Consider the following 19700-nt stretch of genomic DNA (forward strand, 5'->3'; position numbering starts at 1 on the left):
CCTCGTCTAGAGGAGCGCCTTCGCGCCTGCCATCGGTTGCCATCGCTTCCATACCTCCGCGCGCCCCGTGCTCTTCAGCACGAGCTCCGTGAATGAATTGATGTGCGCGTGCAGCGAGAGATACCGGCTCAGCACCTCCGCGAAGAGCAGCGGGCTCGATCCGACGAACTGCTCCTCGTCGAGCGTCAGCGTCACCTCGGTCCCGCGGCAGAACCCGCGCCACGCGTCCGCGCCGATCCGCCGCGTCACGGTGCGCGCCGACACGCCCGCGATGCCCTGGATCTGGCGCTCCGCTTCGGGGATCGACGCGAAGAGATACACGCGCAGGATCTCCTTCAGCGCGTCCACGCCGCCCGGCCCCGAGATCGCGAGGTGATTCTGCGACAGGTTCGATACGAGCCGCCAGAGCGCCTGTCCGCCGAGCGGAGGATCGCGCTGCGGGGTCGGCTTGGTGAGGCAGGTGATCCGGCCCATGGCGGCCCCACGCTCGAGGGACAGCGCCACGCCGGCGGACAGCTCCTCGGGGAGGTCGCGGTTGGTGCACAGCACCGAGGCGTACACCACCCGGGACGGGGGCCTCCGAGGCGAGAGGTCGAGATCGACGAACGACAGGGTCACGTCCGTGCCGGGCACGTCCTCACGCGACGTCGCGACGCGGCGGGCCTGCCAGAACGCGCGTGGGCCCGCGCCCGCGCCCTCGGCGTGGTGCGTGAAGGAGAAGAACGGCGCGTATTCCACCTGCTCCGCCTCGCCCGGCGCCGTCGCCGTGACCTTGTGGATCGAGTGGATCTCGGTCGTGCGCTCGCGGCGCGCGTCCGCGACCAGGCGGTACTCCGGAAAGCGGTGATCGACCCGGATCGGCTCTGTCGTGCGGGAGAACAGGTTGATGATCGGCGCGCAGCCGAGCCGGAAGGTGTCGGCCCGCACCACGAGGCTCGCGGGCGGGCGCTGATCGAGCAGGAACAGCAGGCTGCACGCAGTGCCCTCGGGGAGGTGCGTGAGCTCGACGTCGAAGAAGAGAAACTTCTCGGGAAAGGCGAAGTACTCCTGGACCAGCCGGTGACCGGGAGACGCGTGCACGGGGTAGGGGAGCGCCTCCTCGTCGGGCCCGAAGCCGACCGGGTGGAGCCGCGCCTCCGCGAGATCCCGGCCGCCGCCCTCGCCGGCGCAGAGGACGCGCAGCGTGTGGCCGAAGAGCAGCTCGTACAGGCGATAGCCGCTCAGGCCGCCGCCGCTCAGGAAGAAGCGCAGCCGCCGCACCCCGAGCGCGCGCAGCGGAGGGCCGCCGCTCCGCAGGCGGATGCGGAGCGCCGCCATCACCCCGCCGGAGCCCGGCGGCAAATCCAGCGCCTCGGGCGCGCCGAAGCCGGCGGATTCGATCTCGATCGGCCAGAGCGTGACCGGAGCGCACGTCCGGAAACGGCAGGTCGGGCCCCCGTGCGCCTCGGCGAAGAGCGGCGTGCCCCGCTCGATCACGTGGCCCGAGGTGAGCTTGCTGTCCCTGGGGCTCACCTCGAAGGCCGCGATCGCCATCGACGGGATGGGCGAGAGCAGCGGCGGATAGAGGACGCCGAGCAGCGACGTGGTGAGCTCGGGGAGATCGCTGTCGAGGCGGCGCTGGAGGCGCGCCGTCAGGAACGCGAACGACTCGATCAGGCGCTCGACGTGCGGATCCGCGGAGTGGCGCCCCTCCAGGCCGAGGCGCGCGGCGATCTTGGGGTACGCCGCGGCGAACTCGGCGCCGCGCTCCCGCAGGTAGGCGAGCTCGCGGGCGTAGAGATCGAGCAGCTCCGCGTCGTGGTCGGTCGTCGTCACCCGACCTCCGGCAGCGGCAGGGTGAAGCTGAGCGGCTCGCGCACCCGCTCGGTGACGAGCAGCGCGCGGACGGCGACGCGGTACCGCGCGTCGCCGTCCGCGGGAGGGAGCAACTCGACCTCGACCCGCGCGAGGCGGGGCTCGTACGCCTCGATCGTCTGCTGGACGAGCCGCGCGACGCGGAACCGGTCTTCCTTGACGACGTCGCGGCCGCCGAGCTCCAGGTCCGGCAGGCCGTAGTCAATCACGGTGCGCTGGCGCGAGAGGGCCACGTCCCCGGGGACGGGGCACCGCGTGCCGAGCAGGCGCTCGAGCTCGCGGTGCACCGAGGCGCGCAGCGCGTCGAGGTCATGGCTGCGCTTCGGCCGCGCCTCGCTGCGCTGCGACGGGGTGTCGTCGACCAGCCGATCGAAGAGGGGCACGCGCCCCGCGTCCGCTGCTCCCCAGCTCTCTTCCATCCCGCGCTCCTGTCCGCGAGGCCGGCGCGGCGGCGCGCGGCCGGCCCCGCGCGATCACTTGCCCTTGTTCTCGTCGAGGCTGAACGACGCCGAGCTCTTCCCCTTGGCCCCGCCCGGCGACTCCTGCTTCTGCTGCGCGTAGTCCCAGGTGATCTTCTTGTAGCTGAAGGTGATGGTCTCGATCGGCTGATCCCCGCCGCCCGTCACCGAGACGGAGGTGAGGATGCAGCTCTCGAGGGTATACATCATGTACTTGTGCGGCTTGCCGGCCGCGTCGGCCTTCCAGATGTGCACCTTCATCGATTTGATGTCCTCGCCGCCGCAGCACTTGAGGTTGAGCGTCGGTGTGGCGAGATCGAGGTACTTGGTGACCGTGAAGTCGTTATGAACGCAGCGGCCGCTCGCGCGGCTCGTGTTCGAGGGCCCGGCCGTAAGCGGCATGGACACGCCGTGACTGAAGGACAGGAGCTCGATCATGTCCTTGCCTTGATCCGACGTGCTCTCTCCCTTGATGCCATCGATTTCCCAGAAAACGTTCTGCATGGTTCATCCCTCCTCTAAATCCACCATCGTGCAGCCTGCGCGCGGCGGCACCCCACCGCGTGGCGCCGCCGCGAGCGCGGCGATCTGCTACGTACGCGGCGCGCGCCGCTCCTCGTCACGCCGCAGGCGGCGGCAGCTCCGCGACGAGCCGCATCGAGACCGTGAGCTCGTTCAGCTGGAAGTGCGGCTTCAGGAACACCACCGCGCGGTACGCGCCCGGCTTGCCGGGGACCTCGGAGACGTCGACCCGCGCCTCGCGCAGCGGCAGCCGGGCCTTGGTCTCCTGGCCGGCGCTGTCGTTGAGGAGCACGTAGTCGGCGATCCAGTTGTTGAGGTAGTTGGAGACGCCTTCCTGCGAGCTGAAGCTCCCGATCTTGTCGCGCATGAGCACCTTGACGTAGTGCGCGAACCGGGACGCAGCGAGGATGTAAGGGAGCTGCGCGCTCAGCCGGGCGTTCGCGTTCGCCTGCGGCAGGTTGTACGCCTTCGGCTTGTTCGCGGTGCTGCCGCCGAAGAAGGCCGCCTGCGCGCTCCCCTTCTTGTAGCAGAGCCCGATGAAGCCGAGCTCCGACAGCTCGTTCTCGCGCCGGTCGGTGATGGCGACCTCGGTCGGGATCTTGGCGACGATATCCCCCTCGCTCGTCTTGAAGGTGTGCAGCGGGAGGTTCTCGACGAGACCGCCGCCCTCGACGCCGCGGATCGCGGCGCACCAGCCATAGAGCGCGAAGGCGTTCGTGATCCGCTGCGCGAGCGCGTACGCCGCGTTCCCCCAGAGGAAGTTCCCGTCGCCCTCGCCGACCTGCTCCTCGTAATTGAACCCCTCGACCGGGACGCCCTTCGGCCCGTACGGCAGGCGCATGAGGACGTGCGGAAGGACCAGCCCGACATAGCGCGAGTCCTCCGTCTCGCGGAACTCGCGCCACTTGATGAGCTGCGTGCTCTCGAAGATCTTCGCGAGGTCGCCGGGCACGCCGATCTGGGTGAAGCTCGGCATGTCGAAGAGCTCGGGCGACGCCGCCGCGATGAACGGCGCGTGCGCCGCGGCCGCCACCTTGGAGAGCTCCGTGAGGAGCGAGACGTCGGGGTTCGTGCCATCGAACTCGTAGTCGCCGACGAGCATGCCATACGGCGCGCCCCCGAAGGTGCCGTACTCCTCCTCGTAGACCTTCTTGAAGACCGCGCTCCGGTCGAAGTCCGCCGCGGCCTCGAAGTCCTTGCGCAGCTCGTCCTTCTTCACGTTGAGCACGCGCAGCTTCAGCCGCGTCGAGGTCTCGGTGTTCATGACGAGGTAGTTCAGCCCGCGCCAGCGCGCCTCCACCCGCTGGAACTCCTTGTGGTGCAGGATGGCGTCGAGCTGCGCGCTGATGCGCGCGTCGATCTCGGCGATGCGCGCCTCGATGGCCGCCACCGTGTCGCTCCCGACCTTCACCTTCTCGTCGAGGACCTGGTTCACGAACTCATCGATGAGATCGCGCGCGTGCTTTCGTTGCGGCTCCGCGGCGCCGCGGACCATCCCCTGCGCGAGGATCTGGTCGATGAGGCTCATCTCCTCGGCCGGCGCTGCCGCCGCCGAGCCGACCGCTTGGGTGCTCTCTTCCGCCATGGCTCTCTCCCTTCCCGTCCTAAGATCGCGGCTCAGCCGCCCCGGCCCTTCTCGAGCTCCTGCTTGAGCGTCTCGAGCTTCTTCGTGTCCTCGACGACCTGCTTGAGCATCCCGCTCAGATCGTCGTTGCCCTCGAGCTTCGCGAGCAGATCGTTCAGCCGCTCCCGCGCGCGGAGCAGCGCGCGCAGCGGCTCTACCTGCTCGACGAGCTGCTCGGGCCGGAAGTCATCCATGCTCTTGAAGGAGAGGCTGACCTTCAGCTTGCCGCCCTCGTCCGTGAGCTTGTTGTCGACGAGGCACGTGGCCTCGGGCGCCACCGCGGCGAGGACCTCATTGAAGTTGTCGCGATCGATCTCCACGAACTTGCGGTCCTTGAGCTTCGGCCGCGGCGCCTCGGAGGTGCCGGACAGGTCGCTCATGATCCCGACGACGAACGGGATCTCCTTCTTCTCGATCGCGCCGCCGGTCTCGACGTCGTAGGTGATCTGCACCCGAGGCGGGCGGTTCCTGCTCAGCCATTGTTGCTTGCTCTCTGCCATGGTCGTTCCTTTCTCCCGCGGCCTCGGTCGAGCGTGCATCTCGCGCGGACGCTCTCCCCGGGGCCAATCCACCCTCGCGCGGCCGGGCCGGGGACCGATCGGCGGATCGGGCCGGCGCCGGTGGTCTCATGAGATCATCCGGCGTCGCCCTCCTCCCGGCCGCGCATGCCGAGCAGCCGGTAGATCGCGACGAGGTCGTCGGCGCTCGACACGAACTCGCCGAGCAGCTCCGCGAGCGACATGTTCCCCCAGGAGATCGCGCGCTTCACGAGGTACGGGACGGGGCTGTGCGGCTCCGTGCGAAGGAGGTAGTCGGCCGCCTCGTTGAGCCGGCGATACGCCTCCACCCGGCTCTGGATCGCCAGGCCCGGACCCCGCGCGGGCGCCGGGTCCTCCGCGCTCTGCGCCGGGGGCTCTCCCGCGGCGGGCGCCGGCGCGTCGTCAGCGGGCTCGCCGAGGGCGGACGCCGTCGCGGCGCCGAGCAGGCGCAGCGCGCCGCGGGTCCGGTGGAGGACCGGGGGGCGGTCCATCCTCGCCGCGAGGCTCCGCTCCAGCGCCTCGGCCGCGGACAGGGCGGCGCGCGCGTCGCGCTGGAGCGCTGTCCATCGCGAGCGATCGACGAGGGAGAGCCGCGCCGCGAGGGGCTCGGCCGAACGCGCGCCCTCGGCCGGGCTGCCGCCGTCCATCCGGCCGCTCTCCCAGTCGGCGAGCGTGCAGGGGGGGCGGTCGTCGCTGCCTTCGAGGAGCGGGACCATCCGGAGCCGCCGCGCGAGCGCCTCGTCCAGCCAGCCGACGAGGTCGCCGCGCGCCTCGAGGCCGTCGTCGTCGAGCGCCGGGAACATCGCGTCCCAGTAGCGATCGCAGAGCCCCGCGATCAGCCGGAGCCCCGGCGCCGCCGCGCCGATCCCGCCGATCTGCGCCCACGCGTCCGTGAGCCAGGCGGCGATCTGCAGGTCCTTGGAGCGCCGCGCGAGCGCCTCGGCGCAGAGCTCGGCCACGAGCTTCCAGTCCGCCGTCTTGAGGCGCGTCGCCCACACGCCCTGCGGCAGCGTCGGATCGTCCTCGCGCCGGGCCTCGCGGACGCGATCGTAGGTGCCCTCGTAGCGCAGCGGCGCCCCGGCGGGCGCTGCCTGCGAGATGGGCGCGAGGAGGCGCTCGATGTCGATTGCGATGGTGCGTTCTGCCATGCGTGCCTCGTTCGTCGCTGCTGCCGCGCTACTCGCTGTCGAGCACCGGAGCGGTCGTCGGGAAATCGGGGTACTTGAGCTGCTTGTCCTTCTCCTTGCCGACGAGGCCGAGCCGCACGAACACCCGGGCCGAGCCGCCGGTCGTGCCGGCCCGCTCCAGCCAGCCGCCGGCGGGATCGGGGATCGTGAACACGACGAGCTGGAGGATGTTGGCGACGGCGTCCTCCTTCTTCAGCTCCGCCTCCTCCGCGGCGTGCGTGTGCGTCGCGATGAGCCGGAGGAGCGCCCAGGGGCCGCTCGCCTCGAAGGTCGCCGTCCGCTCCTTCGCGACCGCGCCGGCGTTCTGCTCGACCGACGGGACGTCGGGGCTGTTCTTCGCCCACCGGAGCGTGAGCTGGACCGGGTCGCCGAGCCGCCAGGTGGCGGTCGGCTTCGGCCCGCCCAGGAACAGCCGCTCCTCGGCGATCCGCAGGCTCCACTCGGCGATCTGGTTGCCCGCCACCTCGCGCGCCTGGTTGACGCGGAAGGTGGTCGTGACGTCGAAGGAGCCATCCATCGTCGCGTCCCCCTGCGCCCACATCGGCGCGAGGAACTCGCGCACCTTCTCCATGCGGTCGAGGAAGCGCACGACGTCGCGGGCGGCGGCGCCGCCGCGCAGCGACAGCACGGGCCGGAAGCGCTTGCGGAAGTCGCTCGCGCTCTGAAGGAAGAGCCGGACGTCATCGGGGTTCGCGTCCTCCCGTTCGACGCCCGGCTCGAGCCGCGCGAAGGGGAAGCGGTCCGCGAGCGAGCGGTGGAACGAGCGGCGGAGGCTCGGGTATTTCGTGCGGATCTCCTCCGCGGCGAGCGTGGCGCACCGATCGCGGAGCAGGACGAGGATGCGCCGGCGCCGCCTGGCGAAGTAGTCGTCCGAGCGCACGTCGACCGGCACGCGCTCGATCTGCGCGATGCAGTTCTCGAACGTGACCGTGGGCAGGTCGTTGAGGAGGAAGCGCTCCAGGGCGGCGACGCTGTTGCCGGCCTTCTTCCCCTCGTAATCGCGGAGCGCCCCGACGATGTGTTGCCACGGCGCCATGCCGTTGACGGACCGGGCATCGGCCGCGACCTCGGCGCTCTCCAGCAAGCCGAGGACGGGCTCGGCGAGCGCGCGGGTCAGGGCGTCGGCCCGGCCCCGCTGCGCCACCGCGTACTCCGCGAGCTGCGCCCCGTCGCCGTCGGCGAGGCCGAACGCCTCGAACGCCGGGCTGCGCTCGCCGTTCCACCAGAGGAACGTCCCGTTCTTGACCTCGTAGAGCCCGTCGGCCTCGAGCGTCCGGCTGGCGAGGGTGAGCAGGTACGCGCCCTGGCCGCGCACGAGCGCGCGGACGCGATCGCGCACCTCCTCCAGCCCGAGGCGCCCCGCGGCCGCCAGGATCTCCCGCAGCGGCTCGCTCGCGAGCGCGAGGGTGCCGACGTCGGCGCGCACCGTCTCGACGCGGCGCGACTCGCTCGGAGGCGGGGCCATCTCCCGGCGCGCGGCCTTGCCCACCGCGGCGAGGACGTTGTCCCGCAGGTTGCGCAGGGCGAGCTCCCCGAGCGTGCCCCGCACCTTCTCCGGGAACCTCTTGAGCCCCTCCTCCTGCGCGAACGCCTCGTACTCCTTGAGGCGCTTCGCGCCCTCCTTGAGCTCCTCGACGTTCCAGCTCAGGCGCGCGTCGTCGAGGGTCGCCGGCAGCGGATCCACGTTGTCGACGGGCTCCATGAAGCGCTGGCGCAGGAGCGCGGTCGAGGGCTCCTTCAGGGCGGCGACGAAGGGCGAGAGCTGGAGCTGCACCTCGCCCTCCTTGCGCACGAGCAGCGGCCCCGAGAGCGCTGTCTCTGCGCCCCCGAGGTAGCTCTTCAGGAGCAGGAGCCGCCCCTCGCCGTCGTCTTTCACCAGGCCGTAGGCCGGATCGCCGAGCAGCTTCAAGGTGCGGACCGCCGCGAGCAGGCGATCGAGCGCGGCGTTCGGCGGGAGCTTGTCGGCCGCGACCCAGGAGAGGGTGGGCGCGGCGAGCCGCGCCTCGGTGCGCGCGATCGCGTCGTGCAGCGCGGCGAGGCTCGCGGACCGGTACTCGGGGCCGCCGCGCTCGAGCTCCTTCAGCCCCCGGACGAGCGCGTCGACGTCCGCGCGCAGCGCGGCCTCGTCGAGCGTCCGCGAGATGCGCTGGTAGAGCTGGCTGAAGAGGCGATCGGACCGGGCGCGCGCCGGATCGCGGTACGCGTCGAGGCCGAAGGGCGCGAGGGGCGGGATGGCGAGGAGCGCGCGCCGCTGGTAGGCCGTCGTGCGCGCGGGCGGGAGCCTGTGCTGGAGGACGGATTCGGTCAGATCGGCCACGCTCTGGACGCGCGCGTCGCCGGCCTCGGCCGTGGGATCCTTCGGCGGTCCGGCCACGAGCGTCTCGAAGCGCGCCACCTGCCCCTCGAACGCGGCCGCCTCGCGCAGCCAGGCCTCGAGCGCGACGTACTCCGGCGTGCGCTCCAACGTGGCCGCGGCGATCTCCGCGCCCGCGGGGGGCAGCGCGGGGGGCTCGCCGAACAGCGGGCCCGTCCTCGCGTGGAGGCCGACGCGGAAGGCGTCGAGGATCACCCGCTCGTAGGCGCTCGCGATCGCCTGCTCGATCCGCGCGTCGATGCCGCTCAGCCACGATCCGGGCACGAGCGCGGAGCGGAGCCGCGTGCCCTCGATCGCGCTCAGCCCCTGGAGCAGGCGGACGGATCGCTCCGCGCGCACCGCGCCCGAGGGGTCGGCGCTGGGGTCCTCGAGCTTCATGTGGCGCAGGCTCGCCGCCAGGTCGCTCAGGAAGGGGAGCAGCGACGCGGCGTGGCGCTCCAGGCGGTTGCTCTCGAGGCCGAGGAAGACGCTGTAGAGGAGCGCGAGCGCGACGGTGGCGATCCTCAGCGCCCGCACGACGCGCTGCCGCCGCTGCAGCGTGAGGCGGGTCGGGCGCGCCAGGCAGGCCTCGGCGATCACCTTCCTCTCGAGGAGATCCCGCGCGAAGAGCGCCCGTCGCCCGGCCGGCCGCTCCGATGGCGTCGCGGGCTGCGCGGGCTCGGCCTGCGCCGGCGGCTCCAGGCCGACCCAGGACAGGCTCCGGACCGCGACGGGCTCGCCGCCATCGTCCGGGCGGAGGAGGTCCTCCAGCGCCCGCCTCAGGGGCTCGCGCAGCGCGAGGAGCGCGTCCGGAAAGAGGAAGTACGCCTCGACGCCCGTCACGAACGGCCGGTCCGCCGCGAGGCGGCGCGCTTGCATCGCGGAGAGCGCTGCGCCGACGCTGCCGAGCGCCTCGTCGACGAGGCCCGCGGTGCTCGCGACCCAGGCGGCGCCCGGCTGCGCCCAGCCGAGCGTCGCCTGGCGGAGATCGGGGTCGAGCTCGTGCGCGAAGCGGTCGAACCCGTCGAGCCGGTCGCTCTGCGTGATCGCGAGGTGGACGGGGACCTGCATCCCGAGGTGCTGCTGCGCCTCGTCGAGCCGCTGGCGCAGGTGGGCGATCTCCCGTTGCTGGGCCGGCGCCGCGCCGTCGCTGTCGAGCAGGTCGCGGGCGGAGAGCGCGACGAGGATCCCGTCGACGGGCCGATCGGAGCGCGCGCGCCGCATCGCCTCGAGGACGGCGCGGAAGCCGGACGCGTGCGGCGCCCCGCCGCCCTGCGGCTCGTTCGCGAGCAGCCGCCCCGCCGGCTCGACGAAGATCGCCCGCTCGAAGAGCCACACCTGGCATATCGACGGATCGCCCAGCGAGCGCGCGGTCGTCCCGGAGCGCGGCGTGAGCCCGGCGCCGGCGAGCAGCGTGGATTTGCCGGCGCCGGCGGCGCCGAGCACGAGGAAGCACGGGATCTCGTCGGGCGACGCCCTGAGCGCCGCGCGCGCCGCGGTGAAGAGCCGCGCCATCTCGCGCTCGAGATCGCCGATCGGCGCGGCGCCTGCCGCGGGGCGCCGGCGGCGCGCGCGGAGGAACAGCGCCAGCCCGACGAGCGCGGCGACGAGCGGCGCGAGGACGATCGCGAGGGGCCAGCTCACGGCGCGCCCTCGATCCGGTCGAGCTCCTCGACCACGCGATCGACGCGGTACAGCCAGACCCCCTGCGCGGCGAGCACCAGCAAGCCCGCGACGACGGCGAGCGGAACGACGCCGGCGCGCAGCGACGGCAGCCGGCTCCGCGACGAGCCTCCGAGGGTGTGCGCGTGGGCCTGGGGGCAGAGCTCGGTGAGCCCGGTGGCCAGGGTGGGATCGACGCGCTGGAGGTGGAGCGCCAGGTCCTGCCGGTACCGCTCGGGCTTGTCGCGCAGGCCGAGCGCGCGGTATTTGCCCTGGAAGCCGAGCGCGAGGGCGGCGAGGTAGACGAGCAGCAGCGCGGAGGGGGCCGCGTCGTGTCCGGAGAGCACGTCGTCGAGCTTGCGGAAGATGCGCTCGCCGGAGACGTAGGTGTGGAAGATGTGCGCCTCCAGCGGGCGCTCCGCCCATGCGTACCGCCCGTCCCATTCGGCCTGGAGGAGGAGCTCATCGGCCATGGCGGCCATCACGTACTGGGCGTCGTCGTAGGCCCGGAGCTCGTGTTTGGTGAGCTTGCGGCCGAGCGAGACGGCCTGGGTCTCCAGGAAGTCGACGAGGCGCTGCCGCACCGTCTCGATGCCTGGCGCGAGCCCTCCGTGCGCGAGGGTGACGAGCTGTCGCTGCCGCACGACCTCGGCGTAGAACGCATGGAAGGCGTCGAGCAGGAGCGTGCTCCCCGCGAGCGCCTGCACGGGGCTCCCCTGGAGAGGGGCCGGGGCCTCCCGTCGTGGCGTCTCCACGGTGGCTGTGGCTCCTGCCGTCATGCTCGCTCGTCGGTCGCTTTCACGTACAGGACGAGCTCTGCAGGCCCGGCGGCCGCGGAGGGATCTCCCGTGTTGAAGATGAGGAGCGGCTCGCCGAGATCGAGGTAGGGGCTCGACGGCTCGAGCTCGAAGAGCACGGTCCCTGCGGGCGCGATCAGATCCCCGTGGCGATCGACGCGCCGCCGTCCGGCGCCGAGCACGCGGCTCTGCTGCATCTCGCGCGCGCGGCGCGCCGAGCCGATGAGCGCGCCCTCGACCCAGCTCACGACGTCCTTTTCCTGCGCCCCGCGGCGGCCGCGCACGGCGACGAGCACGGGCCGCCCGGCGAAGCGCCGCTGGAACTCCACCTGGTAGCGCCCATCGCCGAAGTCGAAGGGGTGCGCCGTGAACGACTCCAGGATGCCCTCGTCGACGAGGCGGAAGACGTGGTCGCGCGCGGTGCTGAAGGTGACCCGCAGATCGTCGTGCTGGTAAGCGGGCAGGACGGGCGGGACCGGCATGCGGGCGAGGGCAGCGAGGTGGCCGACGAGGGAGGACAGCGCGAGGTAGAGGGCGTAGGGGTGAGATCTGCCCGTGCCGAGCACGACCTCGAAGGGGGGCAAGGCGGTGACGAGGGCGTGGATTTGCCGGCGCAGCTCCTCGAGCACGTCTCGCTCCTTGCTGCGAGAATGCGCGCTGAGCCTGTCGGCGAGCCGCAGCGCCTTTTCACGCAGCCGCGCGGTGATCTGGCCGCACATCGCGCCGAGCGGCGAGGTGAGGGGGACGGTCATGCTCGGCGGCAGGTACTCGGTGCGCACGAACGCCTCCCCTTCGCGCCGCAGCTCCGCGACGGGCAGGCACACGAAGCGGGCCGGCGGCGCGGCCGCGACGAGCAGGCGCGCCACCGGGACGAGGCGCGGAATCGGGAGCGGCTCTTCTCCCGTGTTGTCGTCCGGGACCGGCGCTCCTTCGATCGAGCGATAGCGGGCGAGATCGCCGCCGGTCGCGGCGCCGCCGAGGTGCTCCTTGGGAACGGCGAGGTACGCGGTGAGGGGGCCTGCCGCGAGCTCGGCGGCGTGGGGCTTGAGGTCGACCTGGAGCTCGGGATCGCGCGCGGTGTGATGGACGACGAGGTGATCGGGGAGCACGGCCTCGACCTCGAGGACGCGCAGCGTGCCGCTCGCGAGCAGCCCGGCGTCGATCTCGAGGTGGTGGACCCCGTAATGGAACGGGTGGAGCTGCCCGAGGTGGTAATCGAGGAGGCGCTCGGAGCGCCGCGCGGCCTCCTGGAAGTGCTGCGGCGAGAGCAGCATGCCGTCGTGCCACTGGACGGCGGCGGGGACTTCCGCGGGGCGTCTCATGCGTGAGCTCTCCTGGCGAGGCGTGGCTGCCTGGCAGCGTGGCTGTCCGTGGCGCGGCGCGTCGGGAGCTTGCCCGCGGTCATCGGTTCTGCTCCAGGGCTTCGAGGGTGGTCACGGCGAAGTCGCCGTCCTGCAGCTCGATCCGGATCCGCTGCTGGGAGCCGAGGCGGATGCGGTGGGATCCGGGCGCGCGGTAATTGGCGAACACGAGCGGCTTCGCGTTTCGGGGGATCTCCACCACGACGGGAGGCGGCGTGTACCCGGGCACGAACTCCCATTCCCACTCCGTGAACGCGTCTCCGCCAGGGAAATCACGCCGGAGCTGATCCCTTTGCTCGTACCACTGCTTCGCCGACATCTCGGCGAGGCGCTCGAACAGTTTCGTGTCATAGACGGCGAGGAGCGTGACAGGGATCGGGGAGTTCTGGTTCGCCAGCGCGGCGATGCGGATCTCGAGAAGAAGGCGAGTAGCGACCACCCCGCCCCCGCAACCCATAAGCGCGCAGGCCGCCAGCAGGGCCCCGAGGATGCGGCGGAGCGAACTCCGGCGCCCCCGGACGCCGGTCGGGTACGGCATGGAAGCGATGGTAACTGGGGGCGCGCGGCGCATGGAAAAAAACTGCAGAGGCCGGTGAAGCGGCCGATGCGGGCGAGGCGCTCGCCCGATTGCTGCAACGAGCCATGAGCGCCGCGTCGAACGACACGGCGCCGGCTGGTTCGGTGCTGCGCGCGCGGAATGCTTCAGGCGCACTGGCAACGAGTCCGACACACGAAATACCTCTTCTTGTCGAGATGTTCGTGTGTGCAGGGCCGGCGCGGTGTGCCGGGGTCTGAGGAATCTGAGGAAGGAACGACCTCGGAGGGGCTCGCAGGAGAGGAGACGGGCTCGGTCTCGCGCCGCGCGAGCCGGCGGCTATGGGGCTCGTGACCGCGCACTATTCCGTTGGCCCGCGCTAGGCACCCACGTAAGATGCAGCGGGGACTTGGTTGTGGAGGAGATGCCGGCTGCGCACGACGGGCGCGGAGGCGCCATGACCTTCATGCCACCTCGATGGAGCACCTGAGATGTCCGCTTCGACCTGCGCGGGGTCCGACCAACTCTCCTCTTCGCCGCGTCGTTGTCTCGGCTGTCGGTCTGGCAGCTGGGCGGCGGCGGTCCTGCTGGGGTGCGCGCTGCTCGGGTCGACGGCGCCGGCCAGCGCGAGCGATCCAGAGCAGCTCTTCGAGAAAGGGATGGCAGACCTTCAGGCCGGTCGTCACGACGCGGCGTGTCCTCTGCTTCGCAAGAGCTATCGGCTGGAGAAGCGGCCGCGGACGCTGTTTCATCTTGCCGAGTGCGAGGAGCGGGCGGGGCGCATCGCCACGGCGGCGCTGCACTACGATGAATACCTCGACGCGCTCGAGCGCCTGTCCCCTCCGGAGCAGCAGGACGAGGCGGCGCGGCAGAAGCTCGCGCTGGAGAGGCGGGAGCGGCTCGACGCCGATATCCCCCGGGTGACGTTCCGGCTGCCGGAGGCGGCGCCGAAGGGGACGAAGGTGACGCGGTCGTCGAAGGCGAGCCCGGACGCGGTGCCGGTGGTGCTCGGGGTGCCGATGCCGGTCGATCCGGGAGAGCAGTGGGTGAGGACCGAGCCGCCCGGGGGGCCGCCGCGGGACAGGCGGTTCTTCGTGAACCGGAAAGAGCGCCTGACGATCGATCTGACGGTGGCGCAGCCCGGCGATGAGGCGAAGACGGTGCGATATAGCCGGCCGCTCGAGCCTGTGCCGGTGTTGCTGCCGCCCGCCGTCGACGACGGCATGTCGGGGTGGAGGCTCGGCGGGTACATCGCGGCGGGGGTGCTGGGGCTCGGCGGGATAGCAACCAGCGTGGCGACGGGCGTGGTGGCGGCGGGGCAGAAGGATACGATCACGACGAACTGCGCGGGCGGCTTCTGCAATGAGAAGGGCGAGGGCGCCGCGGATCGTGCCGCCACGATGGGCGTGGTGAGCACGGTGGCGCTACCTATCGGTCTCGTCGGCGTTGCGGGGGTGGTGTTGCTCCTCGTGACGGAGCCTGAACGTGTGCGGCTCGGCAGAGCGAACGGCCCTACGATCGTGAGGCGTTCTACGCCCGTGATCCTCGTGGGCGCGTCAGGACGGTCCGAAGGCTACGTGGGGGCGACGTGGACATGGTGATGCGCGCGTACTGGCGATTCGCTGCGGGCCTGGTGCTCGTCTTCGGTGTGCTGAGCTGCACGGCGGTGCTCGGCATCGACACCGACTACGGTGACAACCCGTGCAACGGCGGAGCGCCGCTTCCCCCGCTCCAGTGCGGGGTCGGCGCCTGCCACCTCCTCGTGCCCGCCTGCGACGAGAAGGGCCTGCCGGACGCCTGTGGCCCCCAGGCGGGGATGAATGACGAGACCCCGAACGGCATCGACGACAACTGCGACGGCGTCGTCGATGAGGGGTCGGCCTGCGAGGCGGGCCAAAGGCAGGAGTGCTATGGCGGATCGCCGCTCACGCGCGGCGTAGGGCTCTGCCACACAGGCATCCAGGAGTGCGCGAACAACGTCTGGGGGGACTGCGTTGGCGATCTCCTGCCCTCCGAGGAGATCTGCGACGAGCGCGACAACGACTGTGACGGCGCCGTGGATGAAGGGTGCGAGTGCGCGCCCGGACAGGAGCAATTCTGCTACGGCGGCAGGGAATCGACGCTCGGGGTGGGGAGCTGCAAGCAGGGCAAGCAGACGTGCGACGGCGGCGCCTGGGGCGACTGCAAGGGCGACGCGCTCCCTGGGATCGATGAGTGCAACGGGTTTGACGAGGACTGCGATGGGGTGCCGGACGACTCGTGCGATTGCGTCGACGGAAACACCCAGAGCTGTCATCCAGACCCGGCGGTGGCAGGTGTTGGCGAGTGCGCGACGGGCACGCAGGTGTGCGACGCTGGGACGTGGGGGCCGTGCAAGGGATATGTCCTGCCCAGGCCCGAGATATGCAACCTGGGGGACGACAACTGCAACGAGGAGATCGACGAAGGCGATCTGGGCGAGGGGCTGCCCTGCTCGGTGTCCGGCGTGCTCGGTCCCTGCCGCAACGGTATCACGGTGTGCGGTCCAAAGGGCCTCGACTGCCAGCAGACCATCTTCGCGGCGGCGGAGCAATGCAACGGGGTGGACGACGACTGCAACGGCCTCCCCGACGATGGCAACCCCGGCGGCGGAGAGCAGTGCTTGATCACCGAGAACCCGGAGCTCAGGGGCGCCTGCGCGGTCGGGGTCAAGACCTGCGAGGGCGGTGAGCTCAAGTGCCGCCAGGTGAACCTCCCCGTGCTCGAGGGGTGCGATCGCGTCGATAACGACTGCAACGGCATCATCGACAACGGCAATCTCTGCTGTCTCGACACCGTGCTCAACGGCGCCGAGTCGGACGCTGACTGCGGAGGGGTGTGCGGGGCGACGTGCGCGCCGGGGAAGAGGTGCAACCAGGACTCCGACTGCGAGAGCCTCGTCTGCGAGAGCGGCACGTGCCGCGCGGCGACGTGCAACGACAGGCGGAGGAACGGCAGCGAGGCGGACATCGACTGTGGTGGCAGCTGCCCGATCGCCTGCGCCATCGGTCAGTCGTGCGACATTCCGCGCGACTGCGGGAGCCTCGTCTGCGCGAGCCACGTGTGCATCTCGCCTGGCTGCGACGACGACGTGCGGAACGGCGGCGAGACCGACACCGACTGCGGCGGGGCAGGCTGCGCGAGCTGCGATGACGGCAGGGCTTGCGTCCTTGACCGGGATTGCAGGAGCTCTCGATGCAGTAACTCCATCTGCCAGGTATCGAGCTGTACGGACAGGGTGCGGAACGGGAGCGAGACCGACACCGACTGCGGGGGAGAGAGCTCATGTCCACGATGCACCAGCGGCGCACGGTGCCTCTCGGGGAGGGACTGCCTGAGCAGCGTGTGCGTCGAGCAGACCTGCGCAGAGCCGACCTGCGCCGACCTCGTCCGCAATGGCACTGAGGCGGACATCGACTGTGGCGGCCCGTGCTCGGTGAAGTGCGCCGTCGGTCAGCGCTGCGTCGGGAACGGTGACTGCGCGAGCAATGTCTGCACGGACGGCTTCTGCGCGCAGAAGGGGCCCGGTGTTCGGTGCGAGAACGCTAGCGAGTGTGCTTCGGGGAACTGCGTCGACGGGTTCTGCTGCGATTCGGACTGTGCCGGCCTGTGCATGGCATGCAGCAACGCGAAGAAAGGTCGGGGAGAGAACGGCCGCTGCGAGCCCATCACGCCCATGGCGGACCCGGACAACGAGTGCTCCGACGCAGGGCGCAACTCCTGCGGCACGAACGGGTTCTGCGACGGCGGAGGGCGGTGCCAGCTCTATCCGGTGGGCACGACGTGCGGCGAGCCCGCATGCACGGCGGACCTGTCGGGCGCCTCCCGCGCACCGCTCTGCAACGGCGCGGGCGACTGTGCTGAGGCGGGCACCACGGACTGCGGGAACGCCGTCTGCTTCGCGGGGGCCTGTCAGCACGATTGCTCGCGGGTGGGCGATGCGGGCTGCTCCACGACGGCCTATTGCAACGGGCTGACCTGCGTCGCGAAGAAGGTCAACGGCACGACGTGCGGCGCAGCGAGGGAGTGCCTGAGTGGGATCTGCGTGGATGGCGTGTGCTGCGACCTTCCGTGCAACGGGGCGTGCGAGGCTTGCACCGCGGCGAGGAAGGGGCCGGGGGGTGGTCCTGACGGCGCCTGCGGGCTCATCGGGGCTGGGCGTGACCCGGACAACGAGTGTGCTTACCAGGCGCCGACGACCTGCGGCACGACCGGCTTCTGCAGCGGCTTCGGTCGATGTGAATTCCATGCCGGTGGAACGACGTGCGCATCGGCGAGATGCAGCGCAGACGGGCTGACGGCGTTCAGCCCTGGCCTCTGCGACGGCGACGGCGCGTGCGTGGACGGCGCCGGTGCGAGCTGCGGAAACTACCGCTGCTCAGCCGGCGCCTGCCTGGAGCGGTGCGGGCGTATCGAGGACTGTGCGCCGACCGCGTACTGCGACGGCGAGCGCTGCGTGACGAAGGAGGACGAGGGGCAGCAGTGCTCGCGCGCGAGCGACTGCGCGAGCGGGCACTGCGTCGACGGCGTCTGCTGCGATACCGCTTGCACGGGAACCTGTCAGGCCTGCTCTGCCGACAAGAAGCGCTACGGCCGAAACGGCCAGTGCGCGAGCGTTCTCATGGGCGAAGATCCTGACAACGAATGCGCGGCGCAGTCCGAGTCCACCTGTGGGATGACCGGCGTGTGCAGCGGGGAGGACTCGTGTCAGCTGCATCCGACGGGTACGGTGTGCGGCGGCGCGAGCTGCGCGGCGGACGGCGTCACCTTGAATCAGGCGGATACCTGCGATGGCCAGGGGCGGTGCGTCGATGCGCCCTCGGCGAGCTGCGGGCCGATGGCCTGCGTCGGCGCGACGTGCTCGACGACCCTATTGGCCAACGGTGGTCCGTGCGCCGACGGGGTCGAGTGCGCGAGCGGGCACTGCGTCGATGGGGTCTGCTGCAATACGGCATGCGGTGGCGGCGACGACGGCGATTGCCAGGTATGTGACCTGAGTGGGAGCTTGGGGACGTGCTCCACCGTCCCGCGCGATACAGTGTGTCGAGCGTTGGCGGGGACGTGCGACGTGGTGGAGACGTGCGATGGCACGAACACGGCCTGCCCGCGAGACGTAGTGAGTGCGGCGGGAGCGGAGTGCAGGGAGGCAAGGGCGGGGGGGTGCGACGTCGCGGAGAGCTGCAATGGAGTGAGCGGCGTGTGTCCTGATGACGCTCACATGTCCGACATGACGCCATGCGGGAACTATGTGTGCATGGCCGGCAATTGCGCGACGAGCTGCACGAGCGATTCCGAGTGCGCGCCGGGGGCGCTCTGCACGCTGTCCAACGACGGAACGCGGCGCATCTGCTCGCGGCACACGGTGCTCATCCTGGGTAGGCGCAGCACGAACCAGGGGGACACCGTCTCGCTCGTCGGCGCTCACTTCCATCCCGGAGGAAGTTGGACCGCGGCGGCGCTGAGCGGTGCATCGACCGGGTCGCCGCCGGCGTTGACGCTGAACGTCGCGGAAGGGATCGGGCTGGTGCGAGACTCCCAGCTTGAGGGGGCGGCCCCGTTGCGCTACACGCGGTGGTCATACGAGACCGAGACGTGGTCGCCCTTCGCGGCTCCGCTGGGCACCGAGCTAATGACGACAGGCGCGCCGGTGCTCAGCTCGCTCGGGACACGGACAAGTGCGGCATACTTCGAGGACGTGACGGGGATGCCCGATCCGCTGGACAACTACTTCTATCTCCAGTTCGCGGGAGGTAGCTGGTCGGCAGCACCCGAGACGGCGGCTTCCGTCGAGTCCCCGGGGGTGAGCGAGATCGGGTTCGGTCTCGCGGTGCTGCCTCAGACAGAGCGTCCATGGATGGCCTTCCCCGTCAATGCGCCGAGCGCCGGACGGGCATTTGAGCGGACCGGGATGAACTCGTGGGTTGATAGAGGAACGCCGGACCTCAGTGGCATGGGCGGGACGCCGCCCTCGTCGGTCGCGATGATCGCCACGAGCAGCGAAGACCTGCTCATGGTCGTCGTCGTCGGGAATCAGATATTCTGGACAACGCGCAACGGGGCGACGAACTGGGGGACACCAGTCCGACTTGGCTCCGCGACGACGGCGGCCCCGGTCGCGCTCGCAGCGTTGCCTGGAGGCGACGCCGCGCTCGCCTACCGAGCCGGCGAGGGCGAGCCGGCTGGGCACTTGCGTACGAGCTTCTACCGCCGGAATGCAAACACCTGGTCTCCGTCCGCGCCACTGCCGTTCGTCGACTCCGGTGGCAACCCGTTTCGCATCGTGGGCTCACCGGCGATCGCCCGAGGCACCGGTAGGGGGCCCGGCTTCGAAGCCGTTGTCGAGCTCGCCTATGTGAGCCAGAATTCCGCACGCATCGAGCATACGCGCTGTACAGCGCTGGGGGTGGGCAACACCGGTTGCACGGACTGGACGATTCCCGTTCGAGTCGACACCAGCCGCAGTGGGTTCACCTCCGTCGCGATCGCCAGCATGCCTTGAGCTCAAGCGGTGTCCGGCAGTGGTACCCACGTGGGCGGCTGCGAGCTGCTCCTGCGGCTCAATCGAGCAGATCGAGCTGGCGCGAGACCCGCCCCGCTCGGCTCACTCCGCCCTCGTCGCCATCGCTTCGTCCTTCGCGACGGGAACCGTCGCCGGCCCCGCGCCGACGCTCCCGATGGCGTCGGTCGGTGGCTCACGACGCGACGACGCATTTTCCGAAATCACCCGCCCCGCCCGCCCGGAACTCCTTAACAGAGACACCCCGCAGCGCGGCCCCTTCCGCGCCGGGGG

General features: G+C 71.1%; 12 protein-coding genes. 2 read left to right on the forward strand and 10 right to left on the reverse strand.

Features of this window, described 5'->3' with window-relative positions:
• Nucleotides 1-6: 6 nt before the first annotated feature.
• The 10 genes from tssF to WME95_RS50805 form a co-directional block, all read right to left on the reverse strand.
• Nucleotides 7-1815, reverse strand: a complete 1809-nt coding sequence (gene tssF, locus WME95_RS50760) for a type VI secretion system baseplate subunit TssF (protein WP_437906350.1) — start codon at nucleotides 1813-1815, stop codon at nucleotides 7-9.
• Nucleotides 1812-2273: a type VI secretion system baseplate subunit TssE gene (gene tssE / locus WME95_RS50765; protein WP_437906351.1), complete on the reverse strand. Its 462-nt coding sequence runs from the start codon at nucleotides 2271-2273 to the stop codon at nucleotides 1812-1814. The genes tssF and tssE overlap by 4 nt, the downstream gene beginning before the upstream one ends.
• Nucleotides 2274-2327: 54 nt before the next feature.
• Nucleotides 2328-2816, reverse strand: coding sequence for an Hcp family type VI secretion system effector (locus WME95_RS50770; RefSeq protein WP_437906352.1), 489 nt, complete (start codon nucleotides 2814-2816; stop codon nucleotides 2328-2330).
• A gap of 115 nt (nucleotides 2817-2931) precedes the next feature.
• On the reverse strand, nucleotides 2932-4419 hold the full coding sequence (gene tssC / locus WME95_RS50775) for a type VI secretion system contractile sheath large subunit (RefSeq protein WP_437906353.1): 1488 nt from the start codon (nucleotides 4417-4419) through the stop codon (nucleotides 2932-2934).
• 32 nt (nucleotides 4420-4451) lie between these two features.
• On the reverse strand, nucleotides 4452-4958 hold the full coding sequence (tssB, locus tag WME95_RS50780) for a type VI secretion system contractile sheath small subunit (protein ID WP_437906354.1): 507 nt from the start codon (nucleotides 4956-4958) through the stop codon (nucleotides 4452-4454).
• A gap of 134 nt (nucleotides 4959-5092) precedes the next feature.
• Nucleotides 5093-6145, reverse strand: a complete 1053-nt coding sequence (gene tssA, locus WME95_RS50785; RefSeq protein WP_437906355.1) for a type VI secretion system protein TssA — start codon at nucleotides 6143-6145, stop codon at nucleotides 5093-5095.
• A 28-nt stretch (nucleotides 6146-6173) separates the two neighbouring features.
• Nucleotides 6174-10181 carry a type VI secretion protein IcmF/TssM N-terminal domain-containing protein gene (locus tag WME95_RS50790; protein WP_437906356.1) on the reverse strand — a complete coding sequence of 1336 codons (4008 nt, stop codon included), beginning with the start codon at nucleotides 10179-10181 and terminating at the stop codon, nucleotides 6174-6176.
• The gene (locus WME95_RS50795) at nucleotides 10178-10978 is read right to left on the reverse strand and encodes a DotU family type IV/VI secretion system protein (protein WP_437906357.1); all 801 of its coding nucleotides are present in this window, start codon (nucleotides 10976-10978) and stop codon (nucleotides 10178-10180) included. The genes WME95_RS50790 and WME95_RS50795 overlap by 4 nt, the downstream gene beginning before the upstream one ends.
• Nucleotides 10975-12318 (reverse strand): type VI secretion system baseplate subunit TssK, encoded by a 1344-nt coding sequence (gene tssK / locus WME95_RS50800; protein ID WP_437714903.1) that lies wholly within the window; start codon nucleotides 12316-12318, stop codon nucleotides 10975-10977. Before tssK ends, WME95_RS50795 begins: the two co-directional genes overlap by 4 nt.
• 79 nt (nucleotides 12319-12397) lie before the next feature.
• Entirely contained in the window at nucleotides 12398-12895 is a 498-nt protein-coding gene (locus WME95_RS50805; RefSeq protein ID WP_437714904.1) for a type VI secretion protein, read from the reverse strand.
• 656 nt (nucleotides 12896-13551) lie between these two features.
• Between WME95_RS50805 and WME95_RS50810 the strand changes: the two genes are divergently transcribed.
• Nucleotides 13552-14493, forward strand: a complete 942-nt coding sequence (locus tag WME95_RS50810) for a hypothetical protein (RefSeq protein WP_437906358.1) — start codon at nucleotides 13552-13554, stop codon at nucleotides 14491-14493.
• Nucleotides 14487-19409: a MopE-related protein gene (locus WME95_RS50815; RefSeq protein WP_437911122.1), complete on the forward strand. Its 4923-nt coding sequence runs from the start codon at nucleotides 14487-14489 to the stop codon at nucleotides 19407-19409. The genes WME95_RS50810 and WME95_RS50815 overlap by 7 nt, the downstream gene beginning before the upstream one ends.
• The last annotated feature ends 291 nt before the right edge of the window (nucleotides 19410-19700 follow it).

The organism is Sorangium sp. So ce327, assembly GCF_051530205.1.
Taxonomy (GTDB): domain Bacteria; phylum Myxococcota_A; class Polyangia; order Polyangiales; family Polyangiaceae; genus Sorangium; species Sorangium cellulosum_B.

Excerpts from the sequence above, each read along its gene's own strand:
- tssE (WP_437906351.1), bottom strand. The coding sequence starts at position 2,273 with ATGGAAGAGAGCTGGGGAGCAGCGGACGCGGGGCGCGTGCCCCTCTTC.
- WME95_RS50770 (WP_437906352.1), bottom strand. The coding sequence starts at position 2,816 with ATGCAGAACGTTTTCTGGGAAATCGATGGCATCAAGGGAGAGAGCACG.
- tssC (WP_437906353.1), bottom strand. The coding sequence starts at position 4,419 with ATGGCGGAAGAGAGCACCCAAGCGGTCGGCTCGGCGGCGGCAGCGCCG.
- tssB (WP_437906354.1), bottom strand. The coding sequence starts at position 4,958 with ATGGCAGAGAGCAAGCAACAATGGCTGAGCAGGAACCGCCCGCCTCGG.
- tssA (WP_437906355.1), bottom strand. The coding sequence starts at position 6,145 with ATGGCAGAACGCACCATCGCAATCGACATCGAGCGCCTCCTCGCGCCC.
- WME95_RS50795 (WP_437906357.1), bottom strand. The coding sequence starts at position 10,978 with ATGACGGCAGGAGCCACAGCCACCGTGGAGACGCCACGACGGGAGGCC.
- tssK (WP_437714903.1), bottom strand. The coding sequence starts at position 12,318 with ATGAGACGCCCCGCGGAAGTCCCCGCCGCCGTCCAGTGGCACGACGGC.
- WME95_RS50805 (WP_437714904.1), bottom strand. The coding sequence starts at position 12,895 with ATGCCGTACCCGACCGGCGTCCGGGGGCGCCGGAGTTCGCTCCGCCGC.
- WME95_RS50810 (WP_437906358.1), top strand. The coding sequence starts at position 13,552 with ATGGCAGACCTTCAGGCCGGTCGTCACGACGCGGCGTGTCCTCTGCTT.
- WME95_RS50815 (WP_437911122.1), top strand. The coding sequence starts at position 14,487 with ATGGTGATGCGCGCGTACTGGCGATTCGCTGCGGGCCTGGTGCTCGTC.